Origin of the sequence: Clostridioides sp. ES-S-0049-02, from assembly GCF_020658465.1 — a bacterium.
Classification (GTDB): domain Bacteria; phylum Bacillota; class Clostridia; order Peptostreptococcales; family Peptostreptococcaceae; genus Clostridioides.
On the sequence record NZ_JACVWG010000006.1, the window covers coordinates 17068 to 34515 of the forward strand.

Consider the following 17448-nt stretch of genomic DNA (forward strand, 5'->3'; position numbering starts at 1 on the left):
GAGGGAATATTGATGTATAAAGTGACACTTATACCAGGAGATGGAATAGGACCAGAAGTTGCGAAAGCTATGAAAAAGGTTGTAGAAGCTACTGGAGTAGAGATAGAATGGGAAGAAGTTAATGCAGGAGAAGCAGTTATTGAGGAATATGGAACTCCACTTCCTCAATATATTATAGATAGTATAAAAAAGAACAAAATAGCTATAAAAGGTCCAATCACTACTCCTGTGGGGAAAGGGTTTAGAAGTGTAAATGTAACTTTGAGACAAGCATTAGATTTATATGTTAATTTAAGACCAATTAAGAGTTTTAAAGGTATAAAGTCAAGATATGAAGATGTTGATTTAGTTGTAGTAAGGGAAAATACAGAAGACTTATATGCTGGTATAGAGCATAAGATAGGTGATTATGCAGCTGAAAGTATAAAGATAATAACAAGAGGAGCAAGTGAGAGAATTGTTGACTTTGCATGTAACTATGTTAAAGATAACAAGAGAAAAAAAGTCACTGCTATACATAAAGCGAATATAATGAAAATGTCTGATGGTTTGTTTTTAGATGTATTTAGAGAAGTAGCATCAAAACATGGTGTTGAGTATGATGATTTAATTGTAGATGCAGCAGCTATGAACTTAGTTTTAAATCCAGAAAATTATGATGTAATGGTAATGCCAAATCTTTATGGAGATATACTATCTGATTTAGGAGCTGGTCTTGTTGGAGGCTTGGGTATAATTCCAAGTGCAAACATTGGTAAAGATTGTGCTATATTTGAAGCTGTTCATGGAAGTGCTCCACAAATAGCTGGGCAAAATAAGGCTAATCCAACAGCGCTTATTCAATCATCAGTAATGATGCTTAGATATTTAGGAGAATATGAAAATGCACAAAAGATAGAAACAGCTCTAGAAAAAGTATTTCTTGATGGAAGCAAATTAACTGTAGATTTAGGTGGTTCAGCTTCAACTACCGAATTTGCAGATGAGGTATGTAAGTATATTTAGTTGTTGTTTATAATAATATGATGTAAGTTTTAAAAAGAGCTGTTAATTGTATATGGGACAATTAACAGCTCTTAATTTAGTTTTGTAATGATATATTTGTAAACATCCAGTCAAAAACAAAAATAAATGTAAAAAAGTTGTTTTTTTAGTTGAGTATTCAACCAATATATGGTAATATACAAATATAGTTGAAAGTTCAACTAAAAATATTTTGAATTTAGAGATATTGATTGGAGGTGCATTTGATTAAAACTTTAGACAGTAATATATTAAGAGAAGTTGGTACTTTATCTAGAGCAGTAAATTCAATAAATGATATGAAGTACAAAGAATTAAAGTTACAAAAAGGGCAATTTACTTTTTTAACACGAATTTGTGAAAATCCTGGAATAAACCTTGTAGAATTATCAAATGTGTTAAAAGTAGATAAGGCCACTACAACTAAAGCTATACAGAAGTTAATAAAAGCTGGATATGTAGATAAAAAGCAAGATGAGTTTGACAAAAGAGGATACAATTTAACTCCTACCAATAAATCTTTAGAAGTATATGAGCTAATAATTGAAGAAGAAAATAGAAGTATAGAAATATGTTTTAATAATCTTACAGATGAAGAGAAGCAAACAGCAAATAATATACTAGAGAAAATGAGAAAAAATATAGAAGAAGAATGGTTTAGAGTAAAAAGATAATAAATTAATGGATGAATATAAGGAGATATTTTTATGATTAGAAAAGCAAATATAAGTGACTTAGATAGTATTATGGGAATTATAAAATCAACAGTAGAAGAAATGAAAGGCTATAATAATACACAGTGGGATGAAAATTATCCATCAGATAAAGACTTTATTTCTGACATTGAGAAACAAGATTTATATGTAGAAGAAGTAGATGGAAAAATAGCAGGATTTATATGTATTAATTATGATGAACCTAAAGAATATATAGATTTAAATTGGTCATCTAATGATAAGGCTATGGTAGTACATAGAATGGCAGTAAATCCAAGTTTTAGAAAGATGGGAATTGCATCTAGACTAGTTAATTTTGCTGAAGAATTAGCTAAAGAAAACGATGTATCATATTTAAAGAGTGATACATATTCAATAAACTCAAAGATGAATTCATTGCTTATAAAATGTGGCTTTATTAAAATTGGTGAAATGAGTTTCCTAGGAAAAGAGAAATCTTTCTATTGTTATGATAAAATATTATAAAAAGTATTTATCATACAAAGGCTAAAGGATACATTTTTAGTACTAGTAGGGGAATAATGTAAGCCAAATGTATGCTATTATGAAAGGGTTGATTTAGATGATTGAATTTCTAAAAAAAAGAAGAAGTATTAGAAAGTATAAAAATGTTGAAGTAGAAAAAGAGAAGTTAGATAAGATATTAAAAGCGGCTCTTTTAGCACCATCATCAAAGGGACTTAGAACATGGGAATTTATCGTGGTAGACGATAAAGAAACATTGACTAATTTATCTCAGTGTAGGACTAAAGGTGGTGGGTTTTTCCTAAAAAATGCACCTTTAGCTATTGTAGTTATTGGAGATAAAGAAAAAAATGATGTTTGGATAGAAGATGCAAGTATTGCTGCTTCATATATACAGCTTCAATCTCATGAGCTTGGATTAGGTTCTTGTTGGATACAGGTAAGAAATAGGATGCATGATGATAGTATAGATGCTGATAAATATATTAGAGATGAACTGAACATACCTGATAAGTACAGTGTAGAATGTATAATTTCTATAGGCTACCCTGATGAAGAAAAAAAATAATACTGTGACTCTGATTTGGATTATGAAAAAGTCCATTTTAATAAATTTTAATGTATAATATATTATATTAAGACAGTATGTTTTTTTGATATTGTTAATATATATTTAAAATTGTAAAAATATATCTGAATTTTACTAACTTATATAAGGGTTATGTACAAGGATTTTAAAGATAAGTATAGAAATTAATGTTTATAATCGATACATAACTATAGTAACAAAATTTAAGGAGGTTCAAATATGGGTATATTTAAAACAAAAATTGATGAGGATTGGAAAGTAAATTACATCAAAGAATTTAATGAAATGAGAGACTCTTATGAGAGTAAGCTTCAAAAAAAACAATTTGAAGTAGATAGTTTGAAATCAGAATTAGATAGACTTAGAAGTTATAAAAATAGTCTTAAGCCAAAGGAAAAGCAAATTACTGATGATGATATAAATAATATAAAAAACTTGAGAAGAGATGGTTTAAGCTATAAAGAAATTTCAAGTGAAACAAGTTGGAGTAAAGCAACTGTGAGTAGAGTACTAAATGGACTTTACGATTAGTATACACATGGGGTGATTTAAATTGGGGATGAAGTATAGTTATAAAAAATGTATAATAGATTCTATTTCATTGATGTTCATAGTTCAGATAGTAAGAATGATTTTAAATTATATACTTCTAAGTCAATTTGAATTTACTCTTGAAAATTTTAATATTGTAAATTTAATTTCTTTTACACTAGTTGGATTATCATTAATTTTATTTTTGAAAAATAGTTCTTTGTATAATAAAATGAGAAATAGAAAGATTACAGAAGCTTTCAAGGAAAATAAAGATAGTGTACTTATAAAAAGGTGTAAGTTGATACTTTTTATAGTAGTCTTATCTCTAGCTGTAATCTCAATTTATTATAATAGAAGCTATATGTTTTTTAATGTAACTATGATGACTTTATCTGTATTAATAATTCCAGTATTTGAAGAATTATTTTTTAGAGAGTACATCTGGAATTATTTAAACAATTTTATAAAATCAAAGAGTAAAGTTGTATGTATAACATCTATCTTATCTGGTATTTATAATATAGGATATATAGATGTTATACGTAATTACATAATGTTATATAATAACTCTTACTATACATTTGAAGTTGTTATTTCAAAAATTATTATAGGTACTGTTTTTGGTATTATACTTGGTATTGTTAAGTCAAGATTTAAAGATGTAAGCTTTTGTATAATATTGAGAAGTCTGTTTACTATACTTACTAGACAGATAATATGATTATATATACTTAAATAATTGTAATAAGTGCATGAAGAGAATAAATGATAGCTACATATATAAAATAAACTCTAGTATCTGGAGTTTATTTTTTTGTATGAAGTTATTTTAATAAATTTATATAAGAACTGGATAAATTGCTACAATACAAATTGAATGTAAATATATTTTCTATCACAAGTAAGAAATAAATTGTATTACTTATACAATTTATTTTTTTAAATATTAAGAAGACTATTTGACAGGTTAGCCAATAATATGATATTTATATAAAATAAGATGAGTGTACAAACTAAAACTAATTATGAATGAGAGTGATTTACTTGAAGAAATTTTATGAAATATATTTAGATTTAGAGAAAGATATAAGAAATAATGTATATGAAGTAGGAGAGCTTTTACCAACAGAAGTAAAGCTTGCTCAAAAATATCGAGTATCAAGAGAAACTATTAGAAAAGCACAGTCGCTTTTACTAGAGAAGGGGTTTATACAAAAAAAACAAGGTAAAGGGGCTATTGTTTTAGATATAAATAAATTTGAAATAGAAGGGTCAGGGTTGATTAGTTTCAATGAATTACAAAAGAATAAAAATTTAGATACAGAAATAAGTGTACTAAAAAATAAAAAGGAGATTATGCCTTTAGAAATTTGTAAAAAACTAGATATAGATACAAAAACTAAGATTATAGCAGTTGAAAGGCTTAGAAAAATTAATGGAGAAGCTGTTATTTTAGATAAAGATTACTTTATATCTGAAATAATACCAGAAATACCATTAACAGCGGTTCAAAGTTCAATATTTAATTATATAGAGAAAAATTTAGAACTAAAAATAGGTTATGCAAATAAAGAAGTAACAGTAGCTCCTGTTACAGAAGAAGATAAAATATTGCTAGATGTTGGAACAGACACACATGTTGTAGTGATACGAAGTGAAGTTTATTTAGAAGATACAAGATTATTTCAGTATCATGAATCTAGACATAGAGTTGATACATTTAGATTTGTAGATTTTGCAAGAAGAAGAAATCTTTAATTATATAAAAAGAGTGTCTTTTTTGTACTGTACCCTCAATTGTTAAATCAAAATTCTAATGATTGAGTTTCAGTATATTTAGACACTCTTTTTTTATTAGACCATATATTATTTAATTTTCTATAAATTCTTTATTAAAGTATTTGCTCTTTGAGAATATGTATGTAAGGATACAAGTAATGGCTATAGAAAGTCCCATTGCCAAGAAGTAAACACCCCATTGGTCTGTAAATATAGATAAAAACGCTGGTAACCCTGATATACCTATAGAACTTGCTTTAACATTAAAGTAAGATACAACCCCTCCAGCTATACCTGCACCTATCATAGATGCTATGAATGGGAAACGATAACGTAAGTTTATACCAAATATTGCAGGTTCAGTAATACCTAACCAAGCTGAAATTGAAGCTGTTAATGCAACACCCTTGATTTTTTTATTTTTTAATATAAAGAACATTGTCAAAGCTGCTGCACCTTGACCAAGGCTAGCTATAACTTGTATTGGCCATAATGTAGCAAATCCTAAAGTACCTATCATTTGTAAATTTATACCTAAGAATAAGTGATGCATTCCTGTTATAACCAATGGAGATAATATGAATCCAAAAAGTGCTCCTGCAAGGACTGCATTAATTTCAAATAATCCAAGAATTCCACTTGTAATTAAGTTTGCAAATGACATTGTTATAGGACCTATGATAGAGAATGTTAAGAAACCAGTTATTAATAATGTAAGAGGAGCAACAAAAATAAGTTGAACCATCTCAGGAATTTTTTTAGTTAAGAACTTTTCAATTGTTGCTAGAAGATAAGAAGAACATAAAACAGGGATTACTTGTCCTTGATAGCCTATTTTAGCAATATTAAAACCTAATATATTCCAGTAAGTAACAGCTTCAGGTGTTTTAGAGTATTGTGCACCAGGCATTAAATCTGGATTAATTAAAATAAGACCTAATACAATACCAAGTACAGGATTTCCTCCAAACTTTTTAACGGCTGACCAACCTATTAGTGCAGGTAAAAATGAAAAAGAAGTATTTGCTATAAGATTAATCATATTAGATATACCAGCCCAATTGCTATGAACTTCTAAAAAGGGTTGTTCATAGAAAATTCCTGGGTTAGCAAGTAGATTATTTATACCCATCAATAAACCAGAGGCAACTATAGCAGGTAATATAGGAATGAATATATCTGCCAACACCTTTATAGCTTTTTGAAGTGGATTTAATTTTTTATTAGAAATCTCTTTAACCTCAGATTTTGTTGCTTCCTTAAGCCCCGTAATTTCTATTAATGTAGCATAAACTTTATTCACAAGACCTGGACCTATAATAACTTGAAATTGACCATTTGAGGTAAAGCTTCCTTTCACTATATCTATTTGTTCTAATTGCTTTACATTAACTTTACTTTCTGAATTTAGAGCAAATCTTAATCTAGTAATACAGTGTGTTGCAGATATTATATTCTCTACTCCCCCAATTGCTTCAAGGATTTGTTCAACCTGCTCTTTATGATATGTATTTTCTTTTAATGTACTCATAAAATTACCTCCCCCTTAGAATGTGATGTTGTATAGACAAATCTTGAAAATAATATACCATAGAGAAATTTTTATGTCAACGTTATCCTAAATTTTTCTGAAATTTAATTACTAAAATATAAATTGTATATTATTGGAAAATCAGAAAAGTAAGAGAAAATTTGGAAGGAGTATAGGGAATATATTTTTTTATTTAGAGTAAATATTGATTTTAACAAAAAAAAGGTTTATTATAAAAATATAAAAATTGTCTAGACAAAAATGAAAGGAAAAATTTGCGTATGGATTTCAAGAAGAAAGTTATTTATCAAATATATCCAAAATCATTTAATGATTCTAATAATGATGGGATAGGAGATTTAAAAGGAATTATAGAGAAATTACCTTATTTATATAAATTAGGTGTAGATATAATTTGGATTAACCCATTTTTTGTTTCTCCACAAAGGGATAATGGATATGATATTGCTGACTATACATCAATAGATTCTATGTTTGGAACTATGGAGGATTTTGAAAAGTTAGTGGATGAAAGTAAAAAATATAATATAGAGTTGATGCTGGATATGGTGTTAAATCACACATCAACAGAACATAAATGGTTTAAAAAAGCTTTGGCAGGAGATAAAAAGTATCAAGATTTCTACTTCATTAGAGATGGCAAAGAAAATAATCAACTACCAACAAATTGGAAATCTAAATTTGGTGGAGATGCTTGGGGAAAATTTGGGGATACAGATAAGTACTACTTACACTTATATGATGTTACACAAGCCGACCTCAACTGGCGTAATCCTGAGGTTAGGGAAGAATTATATAAAGTTGTAAATTTTTGGATAGATAGAGGAGTTAAGGGGTTTAGGTTTGATGTAATAAATGTAATTGGCAAAGATGAAGAATTGAAAGACTCTACAAATAATATAGGAAAAGAAATGTATACAGATAAACCTATTGTCCATGAATTTATTAAAGAAATGAATAAAGAAACTTTTGGAAGAGTTGAGGGCATAACAACTGTTGGAGAAATGTCTTCAACAACTATTGAAAATTGTATCTTATATTCTTCTCCAAAAGAAAAAGAGCTTTCAATGACATTTAATTTTTATCATCTAAAAGTAGATTATGAAAATGGAGAAAAGTGGAGCGATATGCCTTTTGACTTTATGATGTTGAAAAAACTCTTAAATGAATGGCAAGAAAAGATTGAAAGTGGCGGTGGCTGGAATGCACTATTTTGGAATAATCATGACCAACCAAGAGCTATTAGTAGATTTTGTAATGAAGAGTACAGAGTTGAAGCATCAAAAATGTTAGCTGCTACAATACATCTATTAAGAGGAACACCATATATATATCAAGGTGAAGAAATAGGTATGACAAATCCAAATTTTGAAAGAATAGATGATTATTTAGATGTTGAAACTCATAATGCGTATAGTGAATTTTTAAAAAATAAAATTGAAAAAGAAACAATAATGAATATTATAAAGTCCAAATCCAGAGATAATAGTCGTACACCTATGCAGTGGTCAGATAAATTAAATGCAGGTTTTACAAATGGGAAGCCATGGATTAAAATAGCTGAAAATTATAAAGAGATAAATGTTGAAAAGGAACTTAAAGAAGGGTCAATTTTTAACTTCTATCAAAAGTTAATATCTTTAAGAAAGCAATTAAATATTATATCTGAAGGTTCTTATAAGGGAATTTTACTAGATAATGATAAGGTTTATGCTTATGTTAGAGGCTTAGAAAATGAAAGATTAATAGTATTTAACAACTTCTTTGATTGTGAAGTTGAAGTTGAGATTAGTGAGGAATTTTTAGGAAAATCATTTACATATTTGATAGGGAACTATGAAAAGCGAGATTTAGAACCTAAGTTAAAGTTAAAACCTTATGAAACAGTAGCATTTTATAGTAAGGATATAAAAAAATAATGGAAAGAGGTAGTATTAATGAAACCAAATATTTTACTTATGATTTCTCATGATAGTGGTAGAAAATTCAGTAACTATGGATATAATGTGGAAACTCCATGTATAAATAAACTAGCTCAAGAAGGAATTCAATTTGATAATTATTTTTGTGCAGCACCTCAATGCAGTCCAAGTAGAGGAAGTATACTAACTGGATTATACCCTCATAATAATGGGTTAATGGGACTTGCACATCTAGGATTTTGTATAGATTCTAAACATACAACACTTCCTATGGAGTTACAAAAAAACGGATATGAAACAACATTAATAGGACTAAGCCATGAAACAATAAATGAAGCACCACCAATAAAAGATAGAGTATTTTCTTCAACTTATGACTTAGGATATGATAATTTTATAGCAGTTCCAGGGGATAGAGCTCCTAAGGTTGCTAAAGAGGCAGTTAAATTTTTAGAGGAATATAAAGAAAATCAGGAAAAACCATTTTATTTAAATATAGGATTTTTTGAAACACATAGAGATTTTGATGAATATAAACCTTATGCAGATAAATTGGATGAAGTAGAGGTATTTAAGTTTTTACCCGATACAGAAGATGTAAGAAAAGATATAGCTTTATATAATGGTTCAGCAAAAGTATTGGATGAGGCAATAGGCAAAATATATAATAAATTACAAGAAACAGGATTAGATAAAAATACAATTGTTATACTGACAACAGACCATGGAGTTGCTTTTCCAGGAGCTAAAGGAATGTTAAAGGAAGCAGGGTTAGAGACAGCACTTATAATTTTATTACCTAATTCCTCTCAAAAAAATGTAAAAAAAGAAGCATTATTATGTAATGTTGATTTATTGCCAACGATACTAGATTTAATTGAAGCTGAAATTCCTAAAAATATAGATGGAGAAAGTTTTGCCAATTTATTAAAAACTAATGAAGATATAGGTAGAGACTCATTCTTTACAGAAATGACATGGCATGACCAATATAGACCAATGAGAGGCATAAGGACTAATGAATATAACTATGTTAAAAATTTTGAAGATGGGCCTAAAATATATATTACAGTTGATTCACATTTGAGTTTATCAGGTAAAGCTGTTAGAGATAAATTTTATGTTCCTAATGATAAAGAAGAACTTTATGATTTAAGAAAGGACCCACTAGAAGAAAATAATCTAATAAATGATTCAGATTATCAAGATATAGCAGAGGAATTGAGAAAGAAAGTTGATAATTGGATGTTAGAAACGAATGACCCACTTTTAAAAGGACCTGTAAAAGGAACAGGCTCAAGTAGATGGAAAACAGAAATAGAAGAGGGTAGAGCTTATCCAGGAAGAGACGAATATTATAGACTATTATCTGATAAGTAGAAAATATTAAACAAGTAAAAAATATTTAATAAAGAAGGTCTTTTATAATGAAAAGTATATCAGTTTTAATTAAACCTGTTTCATCGTTATGTAATTTGAGATGTAGATATTGTTTTTATGGAAATGTGAGTGATTTAAGAGAAGTAAAATCCTATGGTATTATGCAGAAAGACACTATAAAAAACATAGTAAATAATACATTTGAAATTTTGGATAATGGAGATATAGTTACATTTGCTTTTCAAGGTGGAGAGCCTACTTTAGCTGGATTAAGATTTTTCCAATATTTTATTGAGTACGTTAGTAAAATAAAAAAAAATATAACAGTAAACTACTCTATTCAAACGAATGGAACTCTTATTGATAATCAATGGTGTGAGTTCTTAAAGAAAAATAATTTTTTAGTAGGATTATCATTAGATTTACTAGAAGACTTGCATGATAAAAATCGTGTATATTCAGATAATAAGGGAAGTTATATAGATGTAATAAATACAAAAAAACTACTGGAAACACACAAGATAAACTTTAACATACTGTGTGTTTTGACAAAACAGATTGCACTTAATCCAAAAGAGGTTTTTAATTTTATAAAATTAAACAATGTGAAGTATATACAATTTATACCTTGTTTAGATGATTTAGACTGTAAAACTAAGTCAGAGTACTCTTTAGAACCTAAATATTTTGCATACTTTTATAAAATAATATTTAAGCTTTGGAAAAATGAGTTTGATAAAGGAAATTATATAAGTATTAATTTGTTCGATAATCTTATATCCGTTTTAATTACAGGAATTCCTAGTACCTGTGGGATAATTGGGAAATGCCAACCGCAATTTGTAATAGAGGCTGATGGAAGTGTATATCCATGTGATTTTTATGTACTAGATAACTTTAATTTAGGTAATATAAAAGATAACACTTTATTGGATATTTTAAGAAAATCTAAAATGCAAGAATTTTTGCATAAAGATATAAACAAAGAAAGTATTTGTTTAAAGTGTAATTTTCACAAAATATGTGGTGGTGGATGCAAAAGAATGAAAAATTCTATGTATATTGATTCTAGTAATAATTACTGTGGATATAAAGAATTTTTAATGTCTACTTTTGGTGATTTAGAAAAAATATCAGTATTAGTATATAAAAATCAAATACCAAAATAATTTTAGTATTTAGCATTCTAAGTTAAAGTGATTAAAAATTATGTATAATTAAAGGGTTTTGAGCAGAGTAAATTTAGTTAGGATGGTTTTAAATGAATGTAATTTTATTTGCAATAGCTGTACTTTCAACAACTATAGGAGCTATAACAGGTATTGGTGGAGGTGTAATAATAAAGCCAGTACTAGATTTGATTGGAATATTTGATGTTTCAACTATAAGTGTGTTATCATCTTTTACTGTGTTATCGATGGCAATTGTTTCTGTATATAAACAAATTAAATCAAAACTTTTTAAAATAAACTTTAGACTTATTTTAATTGGTGTAGCATCAGTATTAGGAGGTACTATAGGTCAAAGGTTATTAGATTTATCTATTTCATATGTAAATAATCCTTCTATAATAAAAATAACTCAAAATATTATGATGATTATTTTGTTAGTAATGGTTTATTTATATAGAGATAAAAGTTTAAATGTTAAGTTTAATACTAACATTACATATTTTATTGTTGGCATTTTTTTAGGGGTTACATCTTCATTTTTAGGAATAGGTGGAGGTCCTATAAATGTGGCCGTGTTTACAATATTATTTGGATTATCAGTTAAAGAAGCTGCGTTTAATTCCATTATAACTATTTTATTTTCTAATATTTCAAAGTTAGTTACAGTTTTCATAAATACAGGGTTTGGTATATATGATTTATCTGGATTACCTTTTATGATAATAGGAGCAGTGTTGGGAGGAATTATAGGTTCCTCTATTAGTAAAAATATGGATGACAAAAGAGTTAAATATATGTTCTCGTATATGACTATAATTATTACTGGAATAAATATATATAGTATATTTCAGGTAATATATTTTATGAATTAAAGTGTATAATGTAGATAATACGAGAAGTTAATTTAAATTATTGGAATGAGGAGATTTAATATGTTCAAAAAGTTATTCTCAAAAAATAAAAATGAAGAAGTAAAAAGTAATTATATAAAAGGAATATTACAATCGCCACTTACAGGGAAAGTATTAAGTATAACTGATGTTCCTGATGATGCTTTTTCTAGTAAAATGCTAGGTGATGGGATTGCTATAGAGCCACAAGAAGGAGTCGTATCTTCTCCTGTTGATGGTGAGGTGATTCAAGTGTTTTTGCCATCTAAACATGCTATATGCATAAAGAGTGAAGATGGTTTGGAGATACTAATACATATCGGATTAGATACTGTAAAGATGAATGGAGATGGATTTGAAGTATTAGTAAATGCAGGAGATAAAGTTTACTGTGGGCAAAAACTTATAAGATTTAATTTAGAAAAAATTAAAAAAAGCGTTAAATCTGTTATAACTCCTATAGTTATAACCAATTCTTATGACATAGATAGAGTTGAAATTTTAAGAACTGGAGATATATGTATTGGAGAAGATTTAATGAAAGTTTATAAGTAAATAGGTTTTACCAAGAGGTTTTGTCTAAATAAAAAATATTATAACTATAAAATGGCTGTATATAATAATATTGAAAGAGTGTAGGTATGCTTATTTTATTAAGGATACCTTTTTTTTATTGTGTTTTATAGAAAATTTATCTGCATAAATAAAGTTTTTAAAACTCCATTCTTATAATTATTTTACTTTTACTAATTATATTACTTATAATAATTTCTGATATTTATGAATTGTTATACTTTTTAGAACTCTATTTTTAAATATATATTGACATATATATATTATCTATTACAATTGATATAAACTAATAAAAATAAAATATTATTAATCAAATTATTGAATGGAGGAATAGAAATGAAATTTGTAACTTTCTGTACTGGCAATGAAGAAAATATAGGTGTATTTAACTCAGAAGCAAATAGTATATATGAAATTAATAGTTTGGGATTAAGTAAATTATATACAGATATGAATGATTTTATTGAAAATGTATCTACAGGTGATTTAGAAAAAATAAAAAACAATTCATTTGAAAATGCAAAGTGTTATAAGTTAGAAGAAGTGAAATTATGTTCCCCAATTGTAAGACCTAAAAAAGATATTATATGTTTAGGTCTAAACTATAAAGACCATGTCAATGAAATTCCAGATGGTGTTATAAAAAATGTAGTTATGCCAGACTATCCAATTTATTTCTCTAAAAGAGCAGATAAGGCAATTGGAGTAGATGATAAGATAAGTTTGCATGGAGATTTAGTAGAAAAGCTGGATTATGAATCAGAGCTGGCAGTAATTATAGGAAAAGAAGGTATAAATATATCAAAAGAAGATGCCTATGAATATATATTTGGATATACAATAATGAATGATATAAGTGAAAGAGCACTTCAAGACAAACATGTGCAGTGGTATAGAGGAAAAAGTTTAGATACACATACCTCTATGGGCCCTTGCATAGTACATAAAGAAGAATTTGAGCATCCTTTAAAACTGGATATAAGTAGTGTGGTAAATGGAGAAGTAAGACAAGATTCTAATACAAAATATTTTATATTTGATATACCTACTGTAATAAGTGATTTATCAAGAGGAATGACTCTAAAACCAGGAGATATAATTTCAACTGGAACTCCAGCAGGTGTTGCTATGGGAATGAATCCTCAAGTATATTTAAAACATGGTGATGTGGTTGAATGTAAAGTCGAAGGAATAGGAGTTTTAAAAAATATAGTTGATTAATGGATAAATATGCCATATAATTTTATTAGTACGAATAATTTAATTAATATGGAATTAGTCAAATTTAAGATTAATTTACTATAGAGAGGGATGAGTATATGGCAAAAGAACTAGAACTAAAGTATGGCTGTAATCCAAACCAAAAACCATCAAAGATTTATATGAAAAATGGAGAACTTCCTATAGAAGTATTAAATGGAAAGCCTGGATACATAAATTTTTTGGATGCATTTAATAGTTGGCAACTTGTAAAAGAATTAAAAGAGGCTACTGGTCTTCCAGCAGCAACTTCATTTAAACATGTAAGTCCAGCAGGTGCAGCAGTAGGTATACCTTTATCAGATACTTTAAAGCAAATATACTTTGTTGATGATTTAGAGCTTTCTCCATTAGCTTGTGCTTATGCAATGGCAAGAGGGGCAGATAGAATGTCTTCTTATGGAGATTTTATAGCACTTTCAGATGTGTGTGATAAAGAAACTGCAACTATTATAGCGAGAGAGGTTTCTGATGGTGTAATAGCCCCAGGATATACAGATGAGGCTCTTGAAATATTAAAAGGAAAGCGTAAAGGTAATTACAATATTGTAAAAATTGATGAAAATTATACTCCTGAACCTATTGAAACAAAGGATGTTTATGGAATTACTTTTGAACAAGGCAGAAATGAAATATTAATAAATGAAGACCTGTTAAAAGATATCCCAACTGATAATAAAATCTTTACAGATAACGCAAAGCGTGATTTAATTATAGCTCTTATCACATTAAAATATACACAATCAAACTCAGTTTGTTATGTTAAAGATGGACAAGTAATAGGAGTAGGTGCAGGACAACAATCACGTATTCACTGTACTAGACTTGCAGGTAATAAAGCTGATATTTGGTATCTTCGCCAACATCCTAAAGTATTAAATTTAAAATTTAAAAAAGATATAGGTCGTCCAGATAGAGATAATACTATTGATGTATATCTTTCTGATGATTATATGGATGTACTTGCTGATGGTATATGGCAAAATTTCTTTGAAGAAAAACCAGAACCTCTTACTGGAGAAGGTAAAAGAGCATGGCTTAAAACTCTAACAGGAGTAGCTCTTGGTTCTGATGCATTTTTCCCATTTGGAGATAATATAGAACGTGCTAAAAGAAGTGGAGTAAGTTTTATAGCACAACCAGGTGGCTCTATTCGTGATGATAATGTTATATTAACTTGCAATAAGTACAATATAGTTATGGCATTTACTAAAAATAGATTGTTCCATCATTAAAGTGTAAAGAATATAAATTAAATACTGATTAAATTAAAAATCTACAACAAGTTTTGTTGTAGATTTTTTTATTTGCTGTATAATTTTAAATAGAACTTTATTTTTAGATATTCAATTTGGAGGATGATATGGCTTTAAATATAAGAGACTATAGCCTATTGTGTAGTCAGGGTACAGCTAAATTTAATGAAGATGTAGTTGGTATAAGCCCATTTGGTGCGTGGATTTTGGATGGTGCGACAGGGCTCAATGGAAAAAACTTAGTATCAAATGAAAGCGATGCAAGATGGTATGTTCAGTGGTGGAATAAGTATTTATATAAAAATATGAATAGAGAAGAATCATTAAAGAGTATTATCAGTAGTGGGATAAAAGAAGTTAAAAAAGAGTATGAGATGAAATTAAATGGAATAAAGGTCGAAAAATTAGATTTGCCATCAAGTTCTATAGTCATTGTTAAGTTTCATGAAAATAAAGTAGAGTATTTTTTATTAGGAGATTGTGCTTTGTTTATTAAAAATGGAGATTCTAAAGTCATAAAAGATAGAACTATCTGTAAATTTGATAATGCTGTGTTTGATGAAATGAGTAAGTTTTCTAATTTAAAAGAAATGACTTTTGATGAGATAAAGTCAAGTGTCATGGATACAATAGTAAGCAATAGATTGAAAAAGAATACCAAAGATGGATACTGGATATTGGATTTTGATGAGGATGCTGTGGAAAATTCAATATATGGATACTTAGAAATAAAAAAAGATTTTCAATTGATGTTAACAAGTGATGGCTTTACAAGTGCATGTGATAGGTATAACCTCATAAAAGAAGAAGAATTGATACGTATAGCAGAAAAATTTGGTATAGGATATATACATAATAAAGTTAGAGACTTTGAGGATAACGACTATAAAGCAATTAAGGTTCCAAGATTTAAAGTAAAAGATGATTCATCCTGTTTGTATCTAGATATATATAATGATTAGATTATATGAAATTGTTTAATTTTAGAGGGGCGGTAAGTAAAAAAGTGAAAATTCTTCATATAATAACACAAAAACCAAATAGTACGGGTAGTGGAATATACATGTGTGGTATGATAAAAGGGTTTGAAAAAATAGGTCATGAGCAAGCTGTAATTGCAGGTATAGATGTTAATGACAATGTAAACTGTTTTTCAAGTGATATAAGTTTTTATCCAGTAAAGTATAATTGTGGAGAACTAAATTTTCCTGTTGTAGGAATGAGTGATTCTATGCCATATGAAAGTACTAGATATAGAGATTTAAATGTAGAAATGATAGATAGATTAAAACATCAATTTAAAATAAATATAGACAGAGCTATGGAAGATTTTAAGCCAGATATTATAATATGTCATCATTTATATCTTTTAACAGCATTTGTCAGAGAGATTGTGAAAGATATTAAAGTTATGTCTGTTTGTCATGGGACTTGTTTAAGACAGTTAAATACTATAGATTTAGAAAAAGAATATATAATATCAAATATAAAAAAATTGGATTTAATATTTGCTCTTCATAAAAAGCAAAAAGATGATATTGTAAAAAGTTTTGGAGTAAGTGAAAGTAAAGTAGTTGTGATTGGCAGTGGATACAATGATAGTGTATTTTATGATAAAAATTATAAAATGCAAGGTGATAAGATAAGGATAGTGTTTGCAGGGAAGATATGTAAGTCAAAAGGGTTGATTCCATTTATAAAAGCTATATCTGAACTAATATATCGTAAAGATTTAATAGAAGTCAATTTTGCAGGTACAGGAAGTGATATTGAATCTTATAATGAGATTGTTAAGCTTGCAAATCAATCTCCATTTAAAATGAATTTCCTAGGAAAATTAGACCAAAGTGACTTAGCGGAGTTATTTAATAAGTCACATATATTTGTATTACCATCGTTTTATGAAGGGTTACCAGTTGTAGTTTTAGAGGCTTTATCATGTGGGTTAGATGTAATTACCACTGATATTCCTGGTGTTAGAGAGTGGATTGGTAGCCAAATTAATGATTCTGGCAAGATAGAATATGTAACTCTACCTTCTATGCATGGAGAAGGTATTCCAAATGAAGAAGAGTTATCTATATTTGAGAAGAATTTATATAATGCAATGGACTCTAAAATACAGTATCTATTATCCAATTTAGAGAAAAGGTCATTTGCAGATATGTCAAAAAAAACATGGGACGCTTTAGCTTATAGGATGAATGAAGTTATTTTAATGGATGAGATGTGTGTAATTTAGAGTGATTTAAATTATAAAAAAAGTGTAACTATTTCTACACTACTTTTAAGCGAATTTATATTATACTAATACTA

Annotated in this window: 17 protein-coding genes; 16 read left to right on the forward strand and 1 reads right to left on the reverse strand. The window is 27.9% G+C overall.

The features are described 5' to 3' along the window. The first annotated feature begins 12 nt into the window (after nt 1-12). From IC213_RS13525 to treR, 7 genes are all read left to right on the forward strand, one after another. Nucleotides 13-1005, forward strand: coding sequence for an isocitrate/isopropylmalate dehydrogenase family protein (locus tag IC213_RS13525; protein WP_227482972.1), 993 nt, complete (start codon nt 13-15; stop codon nt 1003-1005). Between the two features lie 242 nt (nt 1006-1247). Beyond that, complete coding sequence (locus IC213_RS13530; RefSeq protein ID WP_227482971.1) at nt 1248-1697, forward strand: MarR family winged helix-turn-helix transcriptional regulator; 450 nt, start codon at nt 1248-1250, stop codon at nt 1695-1697. A 33-nt stretch (nt 1698-1730) separates the two neighbouring features. Beyond that, on the forward strand, nt 1731-2225 hold the full coding sequence (locus IC213_RS13535) for a GNAT family N-acetyltransferase (RefSeq protein ID WP_227482970.1): 495 nt from the start codon (nt 1731-1733) through the stop codon (nt 2223-2225). 97 nt (nt 2226-2322) lie between these two features. Beyond that, nucleotides 2323-2793, forward strand: a complete 471-nt coding sequence (locus IC213_RS13540; protein WP_227863169.1) for a nitroreductase family protein — start codon at nt 2323-2325, stop codon at nt 2791-2793. 240 nt (nt 2794-3033) lie between these two features. After that, nucleotides 3034-3345 (forward strand): helix-turn-helix domain-containing protein, encoded by a 312-nt coding sequence (locus IC213_RS13545; RefSeq protein ID WP_227433351.1) that lies wholly within the window; start codon nt 3034-3036, stop codon nt 3343-3345. 28 nt (nt 3346-3373) lie between these two features. Beyond that, nucleotides 3374-4069, forward strand: coding sequence for a CPBP family intramembrane glutamic endopeptidase (locus IC213_RS13550; RefSeq protein WP_227433658.1), 696 nt, complete (start codon nt 3374-3376; stop codon nt 4067-4069). Nucleotides 4070-4383: 314 nt separating this feature from the next. After that, a complete protein-coding gene (gene treR / locus IC213_RS13555) occupies nt 4384-5106 on the forward strand; it encodes a trehalose operon repressor (protein ID WP_413927240.1) in 723 nt (240 codons plus the stop codon). Between the two features lie 112 nt (nt 5107-5218). On the opposite strand, the gene treB is transcribed toward treR, so the two are convergent. Further along, the gene (gene treB / locus IC213_RS13560) at nt 5219-6658 is read right to left on the reverse strand and encodes a PTS trehalose transporter subunit IIBC (RefSeq protein ID WP_227863170.1); all 1440 of its coding nucleotides are present in this window, start codon (nt 6656-6658) and stop codon (nt 5219-5221) included. A gap of 281 nt (nt 6659-6939) precedes the next feature. On the opposite strand from treB, the gene treC reads away from it, so the two are divergent. From treC to IC213_RS13605, 9 genes are all read left to right on the forward strand, one after another. Next, nucleotides 6940-8598 carry an alpha,alpha-phosphotrehalase gene (treC, locus tag IC213_RS13565; RefSeq protein WP_227863171.1) on the forward strand — a complete coding sequence of 553 codons (1659 nt, stop codon included), beginning with the start codon at nt 6940-6942 and terminating at the stop codon, nt 8596-8598. Nucleotides 8599-8616: 18 nt separating this feature from the next. Then, nucleotides 8617-9981 (forward strand): sulfatase, encoded by a 1365-nt coding sequence (locus tag IC213_RS13570; protein ID WP_227863172.1) that lies wholly within the window; start codon nt 8617-8619, stop codon nt 9979-9981. A 47-nt stretch (nt 9982-10028) separates the two neighbouring features. Continuing rightward, complete coding sequence (locus IC213_RS13575; RefSeq protein WP_227863173.1) at nt 10029-11150, forward strand: radical SAM/SPASM domain-containing protein; 1122 nt, start codon at nt 10029-10031, stop codon at nt 11148-11150. Nucleotides 11151-11242: 92 nt separating this feature from the next. Next, the gene (locus IC213_RS13580) at nt 11243-12025 is read left to right on the forward strand and encodes a sulfite exporter TauE/SafE family protein (RefSeq protein ID WP_227433345.1); all 783 of its coding nucleotides are present in this window, start codon (nt 11243-11245) and stop codon (nt 12023-12025) included. A 60-nt stretch (nt 12026-12085) separates the two neighbouring features. Further along, nucleotides 12086-12598 (forward strand): PTS glucose transporter subunit IIA, encoded by a 513-nt coding sequence (locus tag IC213_RS13585; protein WP_227433344.1) that lies wholly within the window; start codon nt 12086-12088, stop codon nt 12596-12598. A gap of 354 nt (nt 12599-12952) precedes the next feature. After that, nucleotides 12953-13837, forward strand: a complete 885-nt coding sequence (locus tag IC213_RS13590) for a fumarylacetoacetate hydrolase family protein (RefSeq protein WP_227433343.1) — start codon at nt 12953-12955, stop codon at nt 13835-13837. Nucleotides 13838-13935: 98 nt separating this feature from the next. Beyond that, nucleotides 13936-15111, forward strand: a complete 1176-nt coding sequence (locus IC213_RS13595; protein WP_227433342.1) for a phosphoribosylaminoimidazolecarboxamide formyltransferase — start codon at nt 13936-13938, stop codon at nt 15109-15111. Between the two features lie 128 nt (nt 15112-15239). Further along, the gene (locus IC213_RS13600) at nt 15240-16094 is read left to right on the forward strand and encodes a hypothetical protein (protein WP_227433341.1); all 855 of its coding nucleotides are present in this window, start codon (nt 15240-15242) and stop codon (nt 16092-16094) included. A gap of 44 nt (nt 16095-16138) precedes the next feature. Further along, nucleotides 16139-17374 carry a glycosyltransferase family 4 protein gene (locus tag IC213_RS13605; protein WP_227824754.1) on the forward strand — a complete coding sequence of 412 codons (1236 nt, stop codon included), beginning with the start codon at nt 16139-16141 and terminating at the stop codon, nt 17372-17374. The last annotated feature ends 74 nt before the right edge of the window (nt 17375-17448 follow it).